The sequence below is a fragment of the Duffyella gerundensis genome, assembly GCF_001517405.1.
Classification (GTDB): domain Bacteria; phylum Pseudomonadota; class Gammaproteobacteria; order Enterobacterales; family Enterobacteriaceae; genus Duffyella; species Duffyella gerundensis.
In genome coordinates this window covers 1,868,584-1,884,273 of the sequence record NZ_LN907827.1, presented here as the reverse complement: position 1 = coordinate 1,884,273, position 15,690 = coordinate 1,868,584, and the positions used below count along the sequence as shown (strand labels likewise).

Annotated in this window: 16 protein-coding genes; 10 read left to right on the top strand and 6 right to left on the bottom strand. The window is 57.8% G+C overall.

Annotated features, from left to right (window positions below; translation table 11 throughout):
* The first annotated feature begins 32 nt into the window (after window positions 1–32).
* Window positions 33–779 (top strand): bifunctional NADP-dependent 3-hydroxy acid dehydrogenase/3-hydroxypropionate dehydrogenase YdfG, encoded by a 747-nt coding sequence (gene ydfG, locus EM595_RS08750; RefSeq protein WP_067430483.1) that lies wholly within the window; start codon window positions 33–35, stop codon window positions 777–779.
* Between the two features lie 23 nt (window positions 780–802).
* Here ydfG and EM595_RS08745 read toward each other — a convergent pair whose 3' ends face one another.
* On the bottom strand, window positions 803–1,132 hold the full coding sequence (locus EM595_RS08745; RefSeq protein ID WP_067430480.1) for a YnfA family protein: 330 nt from the start codon (window positions 1,130–1,132) through the stop codon (window positions 803–805).
* Window positions 1,133–1,262: 130 nt separating this feature from the next.
* Between EM595_RS08745 and EM595_RS08740 the strand changes: the two genes are divergently transcribed.
* Window positions 1,263–1,595 (top strand): DUF1283 family protein, encoded by a 333-nt coding sequence (locus EM595_RS08740; RefSeq protein WP_067430478.1) that lies wholly within the window; start codon window positions 1,263–1,265, stop codon window positions 1,593–1,595.
* A 49-nt stretch (window positions 1,596–1,644) separates the two neighbouring features.
* A complete protein-coding gene (locus EM595_RS08735) occupies window positions 1,645–1,938 on the top strand; it encodes a DUF1161 domain-containing protein (RefSeq protein WP_067430475.1) in 294 nt (97 codons plus the stop codon).
* A 69-nt stretch (window positions 1,939–2,007) separates the two neighbouring features.
* Here EM595_RS08735 and EM595_RS08730 read toward each other — a convergent pair whose 3' ends face one another.
* The gene (locus EM595_RS08730) at window positions 2,008–3,459 is read right to left on the bottom strand and encodes an MDR family MFS transporter (protein ID WP_067430472.1); all 1,452 of its coding nucleotides are present in this window, start codon (window positions 3,457–3,459) and stop codon (window positions 2,008–2,010) included.
* Between the two features lie 415 nt (window positions 3,460–3,874).
* Here EM595_RS08730 and EM595_RS08725 point away from each other — a divergent pair, with 415 nt between their 5' ends.
* The 4 genes from EM595_RS08725 to osmV are packed head-to-tail and all read left to right on the top strand — an operon-like array spanning window position 3,875 to window position 7,320.
* Window positions 3,875–4,591 carry an ABC transporter permease gene (locus tag EM595_RS08725; protein ID WP_067430469.1) on the top strand — a complete coding sequence of 239 codons (717 nt, stop codon included), beginning with the start codon at window positions 3,875–3,877 and terminating at the stop codon, window positions 4,589–4,591.
* 18 nt (window positions 4,592–4,609) lie between these two features.
* On the top strand, window positions 4,610–5,527 hold the full coding sequence (locus EM595_RS08720; protein WP_419190151.1) for a glycine betaine ABC transporter substrate-binding protein: 918 nt from the start codon (window positions 4,610–4,612) through the stop codon (window positions 5,525–5,527).
* Window positions 5,528–5,536: 9 nt separating this feature from the next.
* Window positions 5,537–6,184 (top strand): osmoprotectant ABC transporter permease OsmW, encoded by a 648-nt coding sequence (gene osmW, locus EM595_RS08715; RefSeq protein WP_067430466.1) that lies wholly within the window; start codon window positions 5,537–5,539, stop codon window positions 6,182–6,184.
* Entirely contained in the window at window positions 6,184–7,320 is a 1,137-nt protein-coding gene (gene osmV / locus EM595_RS08710; RefSeq protein ID WP_067430463.1) for an osmoprotectant ABC transporter ATP-binding protein OsmV, read from the top strand. Before osmW ends, osmV begins: the two co-directional genes overlap by 1 nt.
* 33 nt (window positions 7,321–7,353) lie before the next feature.
* On the opposite strand, the gene bioD is transcribed toward osmV, so the two are convergent.
* The 3 genes from bioD to EM595_RS08695 form a co-directional block, all read right to left on the bottom strand.
* Entirely contained in the window at window positions 7,354–8,031 is a 678-nt protein-coding gene (bioD, locus tag EM595_RS08705; protein ID WP_067430457.1) for a dethiobiotin synthase, read from the bottom strand.
* Window positions 8,032–8,135: 104 nt separating this feature from the next.
* Window positions 8,136–9,353, bottom strand: coding sequence for a sugar metabolism global transcriptional regulator Mlc (gene mlc, locus EM595_RS08700; RefSeq protein WP_067430454.1), 1,218 nt, complete (start codon window positions 9,351–9,353; stop codon window positions 8,136–8,138).
* Between the two features lie 112 nt (window positions 9,354–9,465).
* Window positions 9,466–10,374: a LysR family transcriptional regulator gene (locus tag EM595_RS08695; protein WP_067430451.1), complete on the bottom strand. Its 909-nt coding sequence runs from the start codon at window positions 10,372–10,374 to the stop codon at window positions 9,466–9,468.
* 96 nt (window positions 10,375–10,470) lie between these two features.
* Between EM595_RS08695 and EM595_RS08690 the strand changes: the two genes are divergently transcribed.
* Window positions 10,471–11,718: a multidrug efflux MFS transporter YnfM/SxtP(Kp) gene (locus EM595_RS08690; RefSeq protein ID WP_067430448.1), complete on the top strand. Its 1,248-nt coding sequence runs from the start codon at window positions 10,471–10,473 to the stop codon at window positions 11,716–11,718.
* 173 nt (window positions 11,719–11,891) lie between these two features.
* Window positions 11,892–12,821 carry a DNA replication terminus site-binding protein gene (tus, locus tag EM595_RS08685; protein ID WP_067430445.1) on the top strand — a complete coding sequence of 310 codons (930 nt, stop codon included), beginning with the start codon at window positions 11,892–11,894 and terminating at the stop codon, window positions 12,819–12,821.
* Window positions 12,822–12,867: 46 nt separating this feature from the next.
* Here the strand turns inward: tus and fumC are convergent, their stop codons facing one another.
* On the bottom strand, window positions 12,868–14,265 hold the full coding sequence (fumC, locus tag EM595_RS08680) for a class II fumarate hydratase (protein WP_067430442.1): 1,398 nt from the start codon (window positions 14,263–14,265) through the stop codon (window positions 12,868–12,870).
* A 187-nt stretch (window positions 14,266–14,452) separates the two neighbouring features.
* Between fumC and manA the strand changes: the two genes are divergently transcribed.
* Window positions 14,453–15,625: a mannose-6-phosphate isomerase gene (manA, locus tag EM595_RS08675; RefSeq protein ID WP_067430439.1), complete on the top strand. Its 1,173-nt coding sequence runs from the start codon at window positions 14,453–14,455 to the stop codon at window positions 15,623–15,625.
* Window positions 15,626–15,690 lie beyond the last annotated feature (65 nt).

The following is a 15,690-nucleotide window of genomic DNA, read 5'->3' as shown; positions in this document are numbered from 1 at the left end:
TTTGAGTCGAAAATCCGTTGAGGAACAGTGAGATGATTATTTTTGTTACTGGTGCTACCGCCGGTTTTGGTCAAAGTATCACCCGCCGCTTTATTGAAACGGGTCATAAAGTTATCGCTACCGGCCGTCGTGCTGAACGTTTACAGGCGCTGCAGGCGGAATATGGCGATAACCTGCTGCCGCTGCAGCTGGACGTGCGCAATCGCGCGGATATCGAACAGGCGATCGCCTCGCTGCCAGCGGAATGGCGTGATATTGATGTGCTGGTGAACAATGCCGGCCTGGCGCTGGGCATCGAACCGGCGCAAAAGGCCAGCGTCGAAGACTGGGAAAACATGATCGATACCAATAATAAAGGTTTGGTGTACATGACCCATGCGGTGCTGCCCGCAATGGTGGCGCGTAACATCGGGCACATTATCAATATTGGTTCGGTTGCCGGTAACTGGCCTTACGCTGGCGGCAATGTTTATGGTGCTACCAAGGCGTTTGTGCGTCAGTTCAGCCTCAATTTACGCACCGACCTGCACGGCACCGCCCTGCGCGTCACCAATATTGAGCCAGGTCTGGTAGGCGGCACCGAGTTTTCCAACGTGCGTTTCAAGGGCGACGACAATAAAGCGGGCCAGGTCTATGCCGACACCACCGCGCTGTCGCCGGAAGATGTGACCGACGCGGTGTTCTGGGTGGCCACGCTGCCAGCGCATGTCAATATTAACAGCCTGGAGATGATGCCGGTAAGCCAGACCACCGCCGGTCTGAAGATCAATAAAGGCTAATTTCTCGCCTGAGGAGTCGCTCCTCAGGCTTTTCCCCAGCCCGCCACGATAATCAACATGCCGCACAGCGCCACCAGCGCGCCGGTCCAGTCAAACAGCGTCAGCCTGACGCCATCCACCACGCGCAACCACAGCAGCGCGGTCAGCACATAAACCCCGCCGTACGCCGCATAAACCCGTCCGCTGGCTGCCGGATGCAGTGTTAGCAGCCAGACAAACAATGCCAGGCTGAGCGTCGCCGGTAACAGGAGCCAGATGCTGCCGCCTTTACGCAGCCACAGCCACGGCAGAAAGCAGCCGATAATTTCCGCCAGTGCGGTGATAAAAAACAGCAAAGTGGTTTTAATAAACATCAACGTCGGCTCTCAGGATCGCAAACAGGCGGCTGCCCGCTGGTGAGGAAATAAGCGGCGATGATATACTAAAGTGGTTGCTGTCTACAGTCTACAGCGCGCCATACGGCGATAACCCGAGGGATCTGCTATGAAATTCACCCGCTTTTCTTCATCCATTCTCTGCGCCGTGGCGCTGATGCTGGCGCTGCCCGCCGCGCAGGCGAAGACGGACCGCCTGATTATCGAAAATGGCAACAGCGCCGTGGGCAATGAAAGTGCCCGCCAGAGCAAAGAAGTGTTCAATGATACGCGCATGCTGCGTAAAAAAGTGTTCAGCCGCGAAGAGAAAGAGTTCGATAAAGCCGATCGCGCCTTTGATACCCGCGACTCCTGCGAAACCAGCTATAACCTGAACGCCTACTGGGAACCGAATACGCTGCGCTGTCTGGATCGCCGCACCGGCCGTCCGGTACTGCCGTAAGCCCAGCTGCTGCTATAGTTAAGCTGGGTTCATTAAAAAGGAAGAGTAAATGAAAAAAGTGCTGTGGTGTGTGACTGCCGTGGTTGCTGCCCTGCCGATGCTGGCACAGGCCTCCTGCGAAACGGTGAAAGCGGATATTTCTCAGAAAATCGTTGCCAACGGCCTGCCGGAGTCGGCGTTTACGCTGGAGATCGTGCCAAACGATCAGGCAAATCAAACCGCTGGCCAGGTCGTCGGGCATTGTGAAAACGACAGTCAGAAAATCGTCTACCAGAAAAATGGCGGCGATGACGCTCGCGTACCTGCCAATGCGGGCAGCGCGCAGGATGCCCCTTCACCCTGATTTTTGCCGTGCGGCCGCATCATCGATGCGGCCTTCTTCTTTTATTCACTCCCTCCCACACCGATCGGCTTAATCAGGCCGCGCTTTTGGCATTCTGCGCGCCACCCACAGGCTGGTAAACGCAATCAACAGGGCTGCCACAAATACCCAGTGCAGCGATCGGGCAATCTCACTCACCAGATGCGCCAGGCTATCGCTGGAAAGCGTGTGTCGTTCATCGGACATCAGCAGCTGTACTGGCTCGTGGCTATCCGGCAGGCGGTGCATCAAATTCCAGTTCAGTACCGCGCCCATCAGTGCCGTGCCCAGTGCCGAACCGAGCAGGCGGCTGAACATGATTGAGGCGGTGCAGATGCCGCGGATCTGATAGTCGGCGCTGTTCTGTACGGAAATCAAAAAGGTGGTGCTGGTCATGCCCATGCCGGTGCCAACCACAAAGGCTGACAGCCCTGCCTGCCAGATGGGGCTTTGCGCGTGTAGCAACAACAGCATGGCGCTGCCCGCAACCAGCAGCAAAGCGCCAAGCTGCGCGGTAAACCGGTAGGAGGTGCGCAGCATCAGGTGGCCGCTCAATGTACTGGCCAGCGGCCAGCCAATTGACATCATCGCCAGCGCGCTGCCCGCCTGCAGCGGCGAACCGTTATTAATACCCTGAATCCACGTCGGCAAAAAGGCGCTGATGCCCATCATTGAGGCGCCAAGAATAATGTTGCCCATATTGCCCGCGATGATCACTTTGTTACGCCAGATCGCCAGCGGAAACAGTGGATTCGCCGCCCGCCGCTCATGGCGCTGCAAAAAGTAGCCCGCGACCAGCGCCAGCAGCAAAAACGCCAGCAGCCAGTAGCCGAGCATTTCGCCCTGCAGCAGCGCAATCAGCAGCGCGCTGATACAGATCGCCAGCCAGCCGCTGCCGGTAAGATTGAGCCGCTCACGCGCCGCGGTGGGATGCGCCGGTAACCAGCGCGCCAGCATCAGCATCGCCACAATGCCGATCGGCACGTTGACCCAGAATACCGCAGCCCAGTGGAAATGTTGTACCAGCCAGGCGCCGGTCAGCGGCCCGACGATGGCGGCCACGCCCCAGACGCTGGAGAGCCAGCCCTGGATGCCCGCCCGTTCGCGCGGCGAATAAATGTCAGCCACGATGGTGGACGTGAGCGGCATAATGGCGCCAGCGCCCAGTCCCTGAATCGCCCGAAACAGCACCAGCCACACCATGCCGTGCGCAAACCCACATAATACCGATCCCAGTAAAAACAGGCTGATGCCGGTAAATAATACCGATTTCCGTCCCCAAAGATCGGCCAGCCGGCCATAGATCGGCACGCTGATCGCCTGCGTCAGCAGGTAAACGGAGAACACCCAGCCGAAATAGCTGAAGCCGCCCAGCGAAGCAATAATGGTCGGCATCGCGGTGGCAATAATGGTCACCTCAATGGCCGCCATAAACATCGCCAACATGCAGGCGATGAGGATCAGTGGGCGGCGACGCGGCGGTGAAAAAGCGGTATCGGTCATAGGTTCCCTGTTGTTTTTTCCTTAAGGCTGGCGCAACGCGCCGCGGCGAGGAAGGTTTTATCTGCTAAACCGGTGAATAAAGCGCAAGTTGTGACGTTGTCACCAAAGCGGTACGTTTTTATCGCTACGTCCAGAATAGCCAGTTTTGACGCGGGCTACGCCGCTTTTTTGTCATTTCTGACGTCATGAAATAGTTACGCAAAAGTAGCAACCTGCGCGTACCGCTGCTATAGATAACCAGGACTTTTCCGGCACTCGAATGAAATTTGCTGCGAAGTCATGAGTTTAGCAAATGTAGCGACAGACGTTATGCCTTATGGCCGCTTCTGCCCGTTTGTCGCCACGTCATCATAACAAGGGCTGATGCTTCTCTCCCGGAAGCGATGCCCAACCTGTACCAGGGAGAATATCTATCATGCACAGTGCTTCACTGGGTCGGCGCGCGCTGCTGGCCGTGCTGGCTGTCGTTGTTATTATTGCGCTGGTGGTCTGGGGCCTCGGCCTTGATACGCTCAGGGCGCGCCAGGTCGATCTGATTTATCTCGGTAAGCAGCACATGTTCCTGGTGTTCTGGTCGATGCTGTTTGCCCTGCTGGTCGGCATTCCCAGCGGCATTCTGCTGAGCCGCCCGTTTGCCCGTCGCTGGGCAGAATATGTCATGCAGATCTTTAATGTCGGCAATACCCTGCCACCGCTGGCGGTGCTGGCGCTGGCCATGGTGGCGATTGGCATCGGCGATCGTCCGGCAATCATTGCGTTGTTTCTTGCGTCGCTGCTGCCGATCGTGCGCAACACCTATGCTGGACTCTGCGCCGTGCCGCCCTCGCTGCTTGAGGCAGCAAACGGCATCGGCATGACCAAAGCGCAGCGTCTGCGCCAGGTTGAGCTGCCCAACGCGCTGCCGGTGATCCTTTCCGGCGTGCGGGTCGCCACCGCCATCAACGTCGGTACCGCGCCGCTGGCCTTTTTAATCGGCGCCAGCAGCTACGGCGAACTGATTTTTCCCGGTATCTACCTGAACGACTTTCCGACGCTGATCCTTGGCGCGGTGGCCACGGCGCTGTTCGCCCTGATCCTCGATATGCTGCTGGCGGGCTTAGGCCGCTGGTTAAGCCCCCACACTGCCGCCTGAACCGGCCCTGGAGAAATGATGAAGATGTTTTCTACCTGGCTACGCGGTACAGCACTGGCGCTGAGCGCCACGCTGGCCATGAGCACCATGGCGCACGCCGCCACGCCCATTGTGATGGCAACCAAGAGCTTTACCGAGCAGCACATCCTTTCCGCGCTGAGCGTGCTCTACCTGGAGAAAAAAGGCTTTCAGGTGGTGCCAAAAACCAATCTCGCCACCACCATCAGCCGCAACGCCATGCTCAATAAGCAGATCGACATGATGTGGGAATACACCGGTACCTCGCTGATCATTTTCAACCACATCAAAAAGCCGATGACCACCGAAGAAGCCTACGACACGGTGAAAAAGCTGGACGCGAAGCTGGGCCTGATCTGGCTGAATCCGGCGCCGATGAACAATACCTACGCCTTTGCCATGAAGCGTGAGCGGGCAGAGAAAGAGCACATCAGCACTTTGTCGCAGCTGGCGGCGAAGATTGAGCAGGTGCGCCAACAGGATCCCGACCACAACTGGATGCTCGGGCTCGACTTAGAGTTTGCAGGCCGTTCTGACGGGCTGAAGCCGCTACAACAGACCTACAACATGCCGCTGGATCGTCCGCAGATCAGACAGATGGATCCGGGGCTGGTTTATGATGCCATTCGTGAAGGTTTTGTCGATGCCGGACTGGTTTACACCACCGATGGCCGGGTAAAGGGATTTGATTTGCGGGTGTTGAAAGATGACAAGCAGTTCTTTCCTGGTTACAACGTCACGCCGGTGTTACGCCAGGACGTGCTTGATGCGCATCCAGGGCTGGCAGAGGCGCTGAACACGCTGACGCCGTTCATCACCGATGACGCGATTACCGAGATGAACAAGCGCGTCGATATCGATCATCAATCTCCTCAGCAGGTCGCACGCGACTTCCTGAAATCCAAGAACCTGCTTTAAGGAGGCACCGTGGATACCCTGCATTATATTGTTGATAACTGGCCCTATTTGCTGACGCTGAGCGTACAGCATCTCTGGCTGGTGGGGCTGGCGGTGGGCTGCGCCATTCTGGTGGGCGTGCCGCTGGGCGTGCTGATCGTGCGCTTCAAATGGCTGGCGACGCCGGTGCTCGGCATCGCCACCATCGTGCTGACCATCCCGTCTATCGCCCTGTTTGGCCTGATGATTCCGCTGTTTTCATTAATTGGCCAGGGCATTGGCGTGCTGCCAGCGATTACCGCCGTGTTTCTCTACTCGCTGCTGCCCATCGTGCGTAATACCCACACCGCACTGGAAAACATCCCGCCGGGCCTGCGTGAAGCGGGTCGCGGCATCGGCATGACCTTCTGGCAGCGCCTGCGCTGGGTGGAAATTCCGATGGCGCTGCCGGTGATTTTTGGCGGCATTCGCACCGCCGTAGTGATGAACGTTGGCGTGATGGCGATCGCCGCAGTGATTGGCGCCGGTGGCCTTGGCCTGCTGCTGCTGGACGGCATCAGCGGCAGTGATATTCGTATGTTGATTGCTGGTGCGCTGATGATCTGTCTGCTGGCTATTATTCTTGACTGGCTGCTGCACCGCCTGCAGCTGGCGCTGACTCCCCGGGGAATTCGATAATGATTACGCTGGAAAACCTGACGAAAACCTTTACCCAGAAAAACGGCACCGCGATAAATGCGGTGGATAATGTCAGCCTGAACGTGCCGGAAGGCGAAATGTGCGTGCTGCTCGGCCCGTCCGGCTGCGGCAAAAGCACCACGCTGAAAATGATCAACCGCCTGATCCCCGCCAGCAGCGGCCGGATCCTGATCAACGGTGAAGATACCAGCACTCAGGACACGGTGACGCTGCGGCGCAACATCGGCTACGTCATTCAGCAGATAGGCCTGTTTCCCAACATGACCATCGAAGAGAACATCACCGTGGTGCCGCGCATGCTGGGCTGGGATAAAAAGCGCTGTCACGCCCGCGCCACCGAACTGATGAGCATGGTCGCGCTGGAGCCAAAAACCTTCCTGCACCGCTATCCGCGTGAAATGTCCGGCGGCCAGCAGCAGCGCATCGGCGTTATCCGTGCGCTGGCGGCGGACCCGCCGGTGCTGCTGATGGATGAGCCTTTTGGCGCCGTTGACCCGATCAACCGCGAAGTGATTCAGAATGAGTTTCTCGATATGCAGCGCCAGTTAAAGAAAACGGTGATGCTGGTGAGCCACGACATCGATGAGGCGCTGAAGCTGGGCGACCGCATCGCAGTGTTTGGTCAGGGCAAAATTGTGCAGTGCGCCAGCCCGGATGAGCTGTTAGCCAAACCGGCCAATGAATTTGTTGGATCTTTTGTCGGTCAGGATCGCACCCTGAAACGTCTGCTGCTGGTGCAGGCTGGCGACGTTACCGATCAACAGCCGACCATTACCGTGCGCCGAACCACGCCGCTGGCCGACGCCTTTGGCATGATGGATGAGAATGACATGCGCTCGATCACCGTGGTGGACAACGACGGTAAGCCGCTGGGCTTTGTGAAGCGTCGCGAGGCACGCGGGGTAAGCGGCAACTGTGAGGATCGTCTGCATCACTTCAGCGTGACCGGCAAAGCGGAGGAGAACCTGCGCGTGGTGCTGTCCAAATTGTATGAGCACAATCTGGTGTGGATGCCGATTGTCGACGAAGAGGGTCGCTACAGCGGAGAAATCTCGCAGGATTACATCGCTGATTATCTCAGCTCCGGACGCACGCGACGTAAGCTGAACCCGTAAACGAGAAGGCTGGCCAATGCGCCAGCCTTTTTTTCAGGCGGTTGCTGCCAGTTGTAACGGTGACAGATCGAGGTAATCCGCCAGATCTCGCTGTTCGGCGCGTGGCAGATAGGGGATCTCGCCCAGCATCGGCGCAGCAATGCGCTCCTGTAGCACGGCGATCATCTCGGCATAGTGCGGTAAACACGGGTTGATACGGTTGGCGACCCAGCCAATCAGCGGCAGGCCGTCGCCGGTGATCGCTTCGGCGGTCAGCAGCGCATGGCTGATGCAGCCCGGTTTGATACCTATCACCAGCACCACCGGTATATTCTGTGCGATTACCCAGCTGGAAAGCGGTTGCCGGTCGCTCATCAGGCTGCGCCAGCCGCCGGTACCCTCCACCACCACCACGTCAGCCTGCTGCTGTAACGTTGCCAGTCCGGCGGTGAGCTGCTGGAAATCGATGCGGGCAGACTGATGCGCGCTGATCTCCTCTTCCGGGAGCGGAAAGGGATTAATTTTTTCGTAGGGTAACACGACGGAAGACGCGCTTTGCAGCACCAGCGCATCTTTATTGCGCCATCCTTCATCGGTCAGCTTGCTGCCCTTGGCCACGGGTTTGTAGCCCACCACGCGCGGCCAGCTGGCGGCGAATTTTTGCAGCAGCGCCCTGCTGACAACGGTTTTTCCAACCGCTGTATCGGTTCCGGTGACAAACAAACAATTCATCAGGTGATTCCCCCTGGTTGACAGGTGCAGTGCACGGTGAGGGGAAAGTGTATGTAAGCGGCTGGTGGCTGAGCTTGCGCTAACGCAAGCTTTATCGAGATTGATTAGCCCTGTAACAGTTTCACTAACAGCGTTCCGCTGTACATCGCATCTTTGACCAACGCGGCAGCGGGCATGGTACCGGCATCGTGATAGCGGGTCGGCCCGAGCGTCAGGCTCTGGCTATAGGCCGGCAGCGCCTGCTGGCGAATGGCGGTAAGCATCGCCGGATAGAGAATATCGGCGGCGCGGTTGAGCGGTGAGCCGATCAGAATTTTTTGCGGGGCAAAGATATTGACCATCAGCGCCAGCGTGCGGCCAATGTGCCCGCCTACGCCGGTGATCACGTCGCGCGCCAGCGAGTCACCGGTGAGTGCAGCATCGCACAGGCTTTCGATGGTTAACGGTTGATGATGCAGCGTACTGCCCGGCATCGCCTGCAGCCGCTGTTGGGTTAGGGCTAACAGGCTGGTAATGCTGGCAACCGTTTCCAGACAGCCGTGATTGCCGCAGTAACAGGCGCCGCCCCAGGGATCGACCTGGGTGTGACCAATCTCAACCAGCGCGCTGCTGCCACGATGCAGCAACTGACCATGGGTGATGATGCCGGCGCCGACGTTGTCGTCAATCACCACCTGAATGACATCCTTCGCCTCCTGCGCATCGCCAAACAGCGACTCCGCTAAGGTCCAGGCGGGAATATCATGCTGAATATAGACCGGCAGACCGGTACGCTGTTCCAGCGCGTCGCCCAGTGCCATGTCGGTGACGTCATACCACGGCATGCGATGCACCACGCCAGCGCGCGTATCGACAATGCCGGGCAGCGTAATGGCAATCGCCGTTAGTCGCTCCAGCTTCTTCTGATGGCGAATGAAAAAGGCGTCGATTTGCTGAATGATGCGGGACAGCAGCGGCTCACTGCTCGCCGTTTCCAGCGCGACCTGCTCTTCAAGCACCAGTTTGCTGCTGAGGTCGCGCAGCGCCAGCGTGAGCTTTCCTTGATGAATGCGGGCGGCGAGAAAGTGCCAGGCGATGGTATCAAGAATCAGTCCTACCGCCGGACGTCCGCGGCTGCCGGGATCCTGAAACTCCGTCTCCTGCACCAGATGGGCTTCCAGCATTTCACGAACGATTTTGGTGATGCTGGCGGGCGCCAGCTGCGCAAGGCGGGAAAGCTCGATACGGGATATCGGGCCAAATCTGTCGATCAGACGATAGACCACGCCTGCGTTGGTCTGTTTGATCTGGTCAATATGGCCAGGCTGACTGTCCGTTAACACAACCCTGCTCCCGCTTATTTTCGCGCTTCTAAATAAACAGCAGGTATGGTGGAGCAGTAAAAGTTCGCCGTCAAATATTTGATTCGGAATGTGATTTACTGCACACAAAAGCTCAGCCGCCTGCCTGTTCTGCTGGATATTGCAGCAGCAGCGCCCGCATGTTTTTGGCCGCGGCGGAAAGTTCGCGCTGTTTTGACCACACCAGCCAGACTTCGGTAATGGCGTCGGTTTCCTGCAGCGGGATCCACACCACGTCAATCAGGCGCACTCGCTGAAACGAGGCGGGCAGAATCGACACGCCAAGTCCGGTGGCAACCAGCCCAATAATGGTCATCGCTTCCCCCGCTTCCTGGGTGATGTAAGGCGCGATATCGTAACGCTGCAACAGACTGAGAATGTCGCTGTAAAGCGCGGTGCCGACCTGCGGATCGAAGAAGACAAACGGCTCGCGGCGCAAGGCTTCCACAGACAGGCTGTCGGCGCGGGCCAGCGGGTGTTCACGGTGAACCAGCGCGTAAAGCGGCTCGCGCAGCAGCAGCTGCCAGTTTAACGGCTCTGGTAACGGCGTATTGCGCATGATACCGAGATCGAGGCGGCCATCGCTCAGCGGTGCCAGCTGCTGACGAGTATTGATCTCCTGCATTTGCAGATGCACCTGCGGATAACGCTGACGAAACCGATAAAGCGCCGCCGAAACCGAGGAGATAAATGGCGACGAGGAGGTGAAACCGATGCGCAGTTCGCCTTCATCGCCGTGATGCAACCGCGCGGCCAGCCCGGCGGCATCCTCAACATTTTGCAGAATCTGTCGCGCATCGTGCAGAAACTGCTTCCCCGCGGCGGTGAGTTGCACGCTGCGGTTGGTGCGGGCAAACAGCGTGGCGTTGATCTCGCGCTCGAGGATTTGAATCTGCTGACTGAGCGGCGGCTGTGAGATGTTCAGGCGCAGCGCGGCGCGGCCAAAATGTAGCTCTTCGGCGACGGCGACAAAATAACGGAGATGACGAAGTTCGATATTCATATTTTAAACATATCATTTGAGATTATTAATATATTAGACAGCTCAATGCCAATTTCCTAGAGTGCAGTTTCATTCAGCCACTGTAAGGAACCGGGTGTGAACCGATCTTCCGCGACTGCGGACCTGCCTCGTCAACGCGCTACCTCCGCCGCGCCATCGCCATCGCTGTTCATTAAACGCGGCACGCCACAATTTATGCGCGTCACGCTGGCGCTGTTTTCCGCTGGCCTCGCCACTTTTGCCCTGCTCTACTGCGTGCAGCCGATTCTGCCGGTACTGTCGCAGGAGTTTGGCGTATCGCCCGCCGAAAGCAGCTTTTCGCTCTCTATTTCTACCGGCCTGATGGCTGTAGGTTTGCTGTTTACCGGGCCGCTGTCCGATGCGGTTGGCCGCAAATCTGTGATGGTGGTGGCGCTGCTGCTGGCAGCGATTTTCACCCTGCTTTCGGCGATGATGACCAGCTGGCATGCCATCCTGATTATGCGCGCGCTGATTGGCCTCTCGCTGAGCGGCGTGGCCGCGGTAGGCATGACCTACCTGAGCGAAGAGATTCACCCCAGCGTGGTCGCCTTTTCGATGGGCCTCTACATCAGCGGCAATTCAATTGGCGGCATGAGCGGACGCCTGCTTAGCGGCGTGATCACCGACTTTTCCTCATGGCGCGTGGCGGTGATGGCGATTGGCTGCTTCGCCCTCGCCTCGGCGTTGATGTTCTGGAAGATATTACCGGTTTCACGCCATTTCCGCCCGGCTTCGCTGCGCCCGCGCAATCTGCTGATTAATTTCCGCCTGCACTGGCGCGATCAGGGATTGCCGCTGCTGTTTGCCGAAGGTTTCCTGTTAATGGGCGCGTTTGTGACGCTGTTTAACTACATCGGTTATCGTCTGCTCAGCGCGCCCTGGTCGCTAAGCCAGGCGGTAGTTGGGCTGCTCTCGGTGGTCTATCTGACCGGCTCATGGAGCTCGCCAAAAGCGGGCGCGCTCACCGCAAAATATGGCCGCGGCCCGGTGATGCTCGGCGCCACGGCGATCATGTTTTGTGGCCTGTTGATTACGGCATTCACCTCAATCTGGCTGATTCTGGTGGGCATGATGCTGTTTGCCGCAGGCTTCTTTGCCGCGCATGCTGTGGCGAGCGGCTGGATTGGTGCCCGGGCACGTCGTGCAAAAGGCCAGGCCTCCTCACTTTATCTGTTCAGCTATTACGTGGGTTCCAGCGTGGCCGGAACCCTGGGGGGTGTGTTCTGGCATAACTACGGCTGGATGGGCATTACCGTGTTTATCAGCGCCCTGCTGTTGCTGGCGCTGTTTACCGGCTGGCGACTGCTGTTACGCAAGCTGTAATCACGACGCAGGTGGTGATGTTGCTGCCTGCGGCCTTCTTTTCTGCCAGACCAAACGTTGCACAATGCCTGATGTTTGCATATGATAACAACTAATTTGTATGTTGTAACTATTAGTGGATCGCGTTACTTCTGCTATAGTGCTTATTAGTGTGTTGTAACTAAGGAACCCGTATGTCGCGTTACGATCTGGTGGAAGATATGCGTCAGTGCCTGAGCCAGCTGGAAACCGAGCTGGCCGCACTGCGCGACGATTTACAGCATTTACCGCTGCTCATGGCGAGGGTATTTACCCTGCCGCCGATAGAGAAAGGCACCGAACATGCGGAAATTACGCAGATTCACGTCGAACAGCAGTTGGGGAAAAAGGCCCGCGATATCGCCCTGCAACACTACTGCCGCCTGTTCATGCAGCAGCAGTCGGAGAAGCTCAGCACCAAAGCCGCGGTGCGCTTGCCCGGTGTAATCTGCTTTGAGAGCAGCGGTCCGGCAGCCGCCCTGCTGCATCAGCAGGTCGCCAGCATTAATCAACTCAAGGCGCGGTTTGAGCAGCTGATTACCGTCGATGCTGGCCTGCCCTCTGAAGCGCGCTTTGAATTTGTTCACCAGCATTTCCCTGGCCTGATTACGCTCAATGCCTATCGCACCATCACCCTGCTGGATGCACCGGATAGCGTGCGCTTTGGCTGGGCTAACAAGCACATCATTAAGAACGTTAGCTGCGATGAGATTATCACTCAACTGGAGAAAAGCCTGAAGGCGGGCCGCGCCCGGGCGCCGTGGAGCAAAGAGCAGTGGGCTGAGAAGGTGCAACAGGAGCTGGCGCTGGTGAAGGCGCTGCCGAAAACCGCGCGCCTGAAAATCAAACGGCCGGTCAAGGTGCAGCCGATTGCCCGCATCTGGCATGCCGACCAGCAAAAACAGACGCAGTTTGCCTGCCCTTCTCCGTTGCTGATCCTCTGTCCGGATCGCAGCCGCGTGCCGGTACCGGGCGAGCTGCTGGATTACGATGCCGCCAACGTGCAGCATCGGCATAAACCGCAGTCGATTCCGCTATACAGCCTGATTCCGCGGCTTTACCTCTTCAGTGAGCAGCCGTTTTAGCATAAAAAAGGCGGCCCGCAGGCCGCCATTATCAGCAGAATCAGCGTTACTGCTTCATGCTGCCAACCATCTCTTCCGGACGCACCCAGCGGTCGAACTCCTCTTCGCTGAGATAGCCCAGCTTCAGGGCGGAGGCCTTCAACGTCAGGCCTTGTTTATGCGCCTGCTTGGCGATTTCCGCCGCTTTATCGTAGCCAATGTGCGTGTTCAGCGCGGTCACCAGCATCAGCGATTCGTTCAGCAGCTGGCTGATACGGTCGTGATTAGGTTCGATGCCCACGGCGCAATGGTGATTAAAGCTGTCCATGCCGTCAGCCAGCAGGCGAATGGACTGCAGGAAGTTATGAATAACCATTGGACGGAACACGTTCAGTTCAAAGTTACCGGAGGCGCCGCCGATATTCACCGCGACATCGTTACCCATCACCTGACAGCAGAGCATGGTTAACGCTTCACACTGCGTCGGGTTGACTTTACCCGGCATGATTGAGCTGCCTGGCTCATTTTCGGGAATGGCAATTTCGCCAATGCCGCAGCGCGGGCCTGACGAAAGCCAGCGCACATCGTTGGCAATTTTCATCAGCGAGGCTGCCAGTCCTTTCAGCGCACCGTGCCCATGCACCAACGCGTCGCAGGTGGCCAGTGCTTCAAATTTGTTCGGTGCGGTGACAAACGGCTGTTTCGTCAGCTCTGCCAGCTCTTTGGCCACGCGTACCGCATATTCCGGATGGGTGTTCAGCCCGGTGCCCACTGCGGTGCCGCCCAGCGCTAACTCAGCAACGTGCGGAATGCTCTGTTCGATATGTTTGAGATTGTGCTCGAGCATCGCGACCCAGCCGGAAATCTCCTGGCCGAGGGTCAGCGGCGTGGCGTCCTGCAGGTGAGTACGGCCAATTTTCACGATATCCTTGAACGCCTCTGCCTTGCTGTGCAGGGTTTGCTTCAGCACCTGCAGCTGCGGAATCAGATGTTCGCGCACCGCAATGACCGCGGCAACGTGCATAGCGGTCGGGAAAACGTCGTTGGAGCTCTGGCTCTTGTTAACGTCATCGTTGGGATGCACCAGCCGCGACATGCCGCGCTCGCCGCCAAGAATTTCGCTGGCGCGGTTAGCGAGGACTTCATTCATGTTCATGTTGGTTTGCGTGCCGGAACCGGTCTGCCAGATCGCCAGCGGAAACTCATCTTTATGCTGGTTAGCCAGCACTTCATCGGCGGCCTGAATAATCGCTTCGGCGCGCTCCTGCGGTAACAATCTTAGGTCACTGTTTACTTTTGCGGCAGCACGCTTGGTCAGCGCCAGCGCATGCACCAGTTCGATCGGCATCTTCTCGGTGGAGATACGAAAATGCTCAAGTGAACGCTGGGTTTGCGCGCCCCATAATTTATCATCCGGTACGTCGATTGGGCCCATTGAATCTTTTTCAATGCGGTTGGCTGCCATGACTACGTCTCCTTTTGTACGGTCTGAGGGTGGTGTTCCTGATTCTCTGCCCCACGGGCGGGCATGAGTGTTACATACAATAATTTAACATTATGCGAGCCGCTCGTCCTTATTGCATTTAGTCAGGTTTTTTCATCTGGCTTTCTGCTTTAATAACGCCAGAAAAATCGCTTACGAGGGAGTTGTGATGCAAAAAATGATCAATACGCTGCAACATTACGCATGGGGCAGCAAAACGGCGCTGGCTGAACGTTACGGCATAGCCAATCCTCAGCAACAGCCGGTGGCGGAACTCTGGATGGGCGCCCATCCAAAGAGCCCGTCGCAGGTTGAAATCAACGGTCAGCCCATGTCGCTGCGCACGCTGATCGATAACGACAGGTCATCGATGCTGGGCGATACCGTGGCAAAACGTTTTGGCGAACTGCCTTTTCTGTTTAAGGTGCTGTGCGCCGACAAGCCGCTGTCGATTCAGGTGCATCCGAGCAAAGCCGCCGCGGAAGCCGGTTTTGCTAAAGAGGATCACGAGGGCGTGCCGATTGATGCCGCCCATCGTAATTACAAAGATGCCAACCACAAGCCGGAGCTGGTTTATGCCCTGACGCCGTTCCTGGCGATGAACGGCTTTCGCGAGCTGCCTGAGATGGTTTCGCTGCTGCAGCCGGTGGCGGGCGCGCACCCTGCCATCGCCCATTTTTTGCAGCAGCCCGACGAGAAACATCTGGCTGAGCTGTTCTCCCGCCTGCTGTCGCTGCGCGATGAGGAAAAATCGCGCGCGCTGGCGGTGCTGAAATCGGCGCTGCTTAACCATCAGGGTCAGCCGTGGCAGGCGATCGCCTTTATCGCCGACGAATATCCCGATGACAGCGGCCTGTTTTCGCCGCTGCTGCTCAACGTGATTGAGCTGCAGCCGGGCGAAGCGATGTTTCTGTTTGCGGAAACGCCGCACGCCTACCTGCACGGCATGGCGCTGGAGGTGATGGCTAACTCCGATAACGTGCTGCGTGCCGGACTGACCCCCAAGTTCATCGATATTCCCGAGCTGCTGGCCAATGTCAGGTTCAGCGCCAGCCCGGCCGCGACGCTGTTGACCACGCCGCAGGCGCAGGGCAACAGCCTGCATTTCCCAATCCCGGTGGACGATTTCGCCTTTGCGATTCACACGCTGAACACGCAGCCGCAGGCTGTTAGCCTGCACAGCGCAGCGATCCTGTTCTGCATCGAAGGCGAGGCGACGCTGACCGCGCAGCACGGCAACATTACGCTGAAAGCGGGTGAATCCTGCTTCGTGGCGGCCAACGACTGGCCCGTTTCAGTCAGCGGCAGTGGTCGTCTGGCGCAGGTCTATAATGATTGCTGACGGCGGCTGACGGCCTGCGTGCCAAATGCTATTATTATTCAAGAAATTAACTAAGCGCCCCTGGG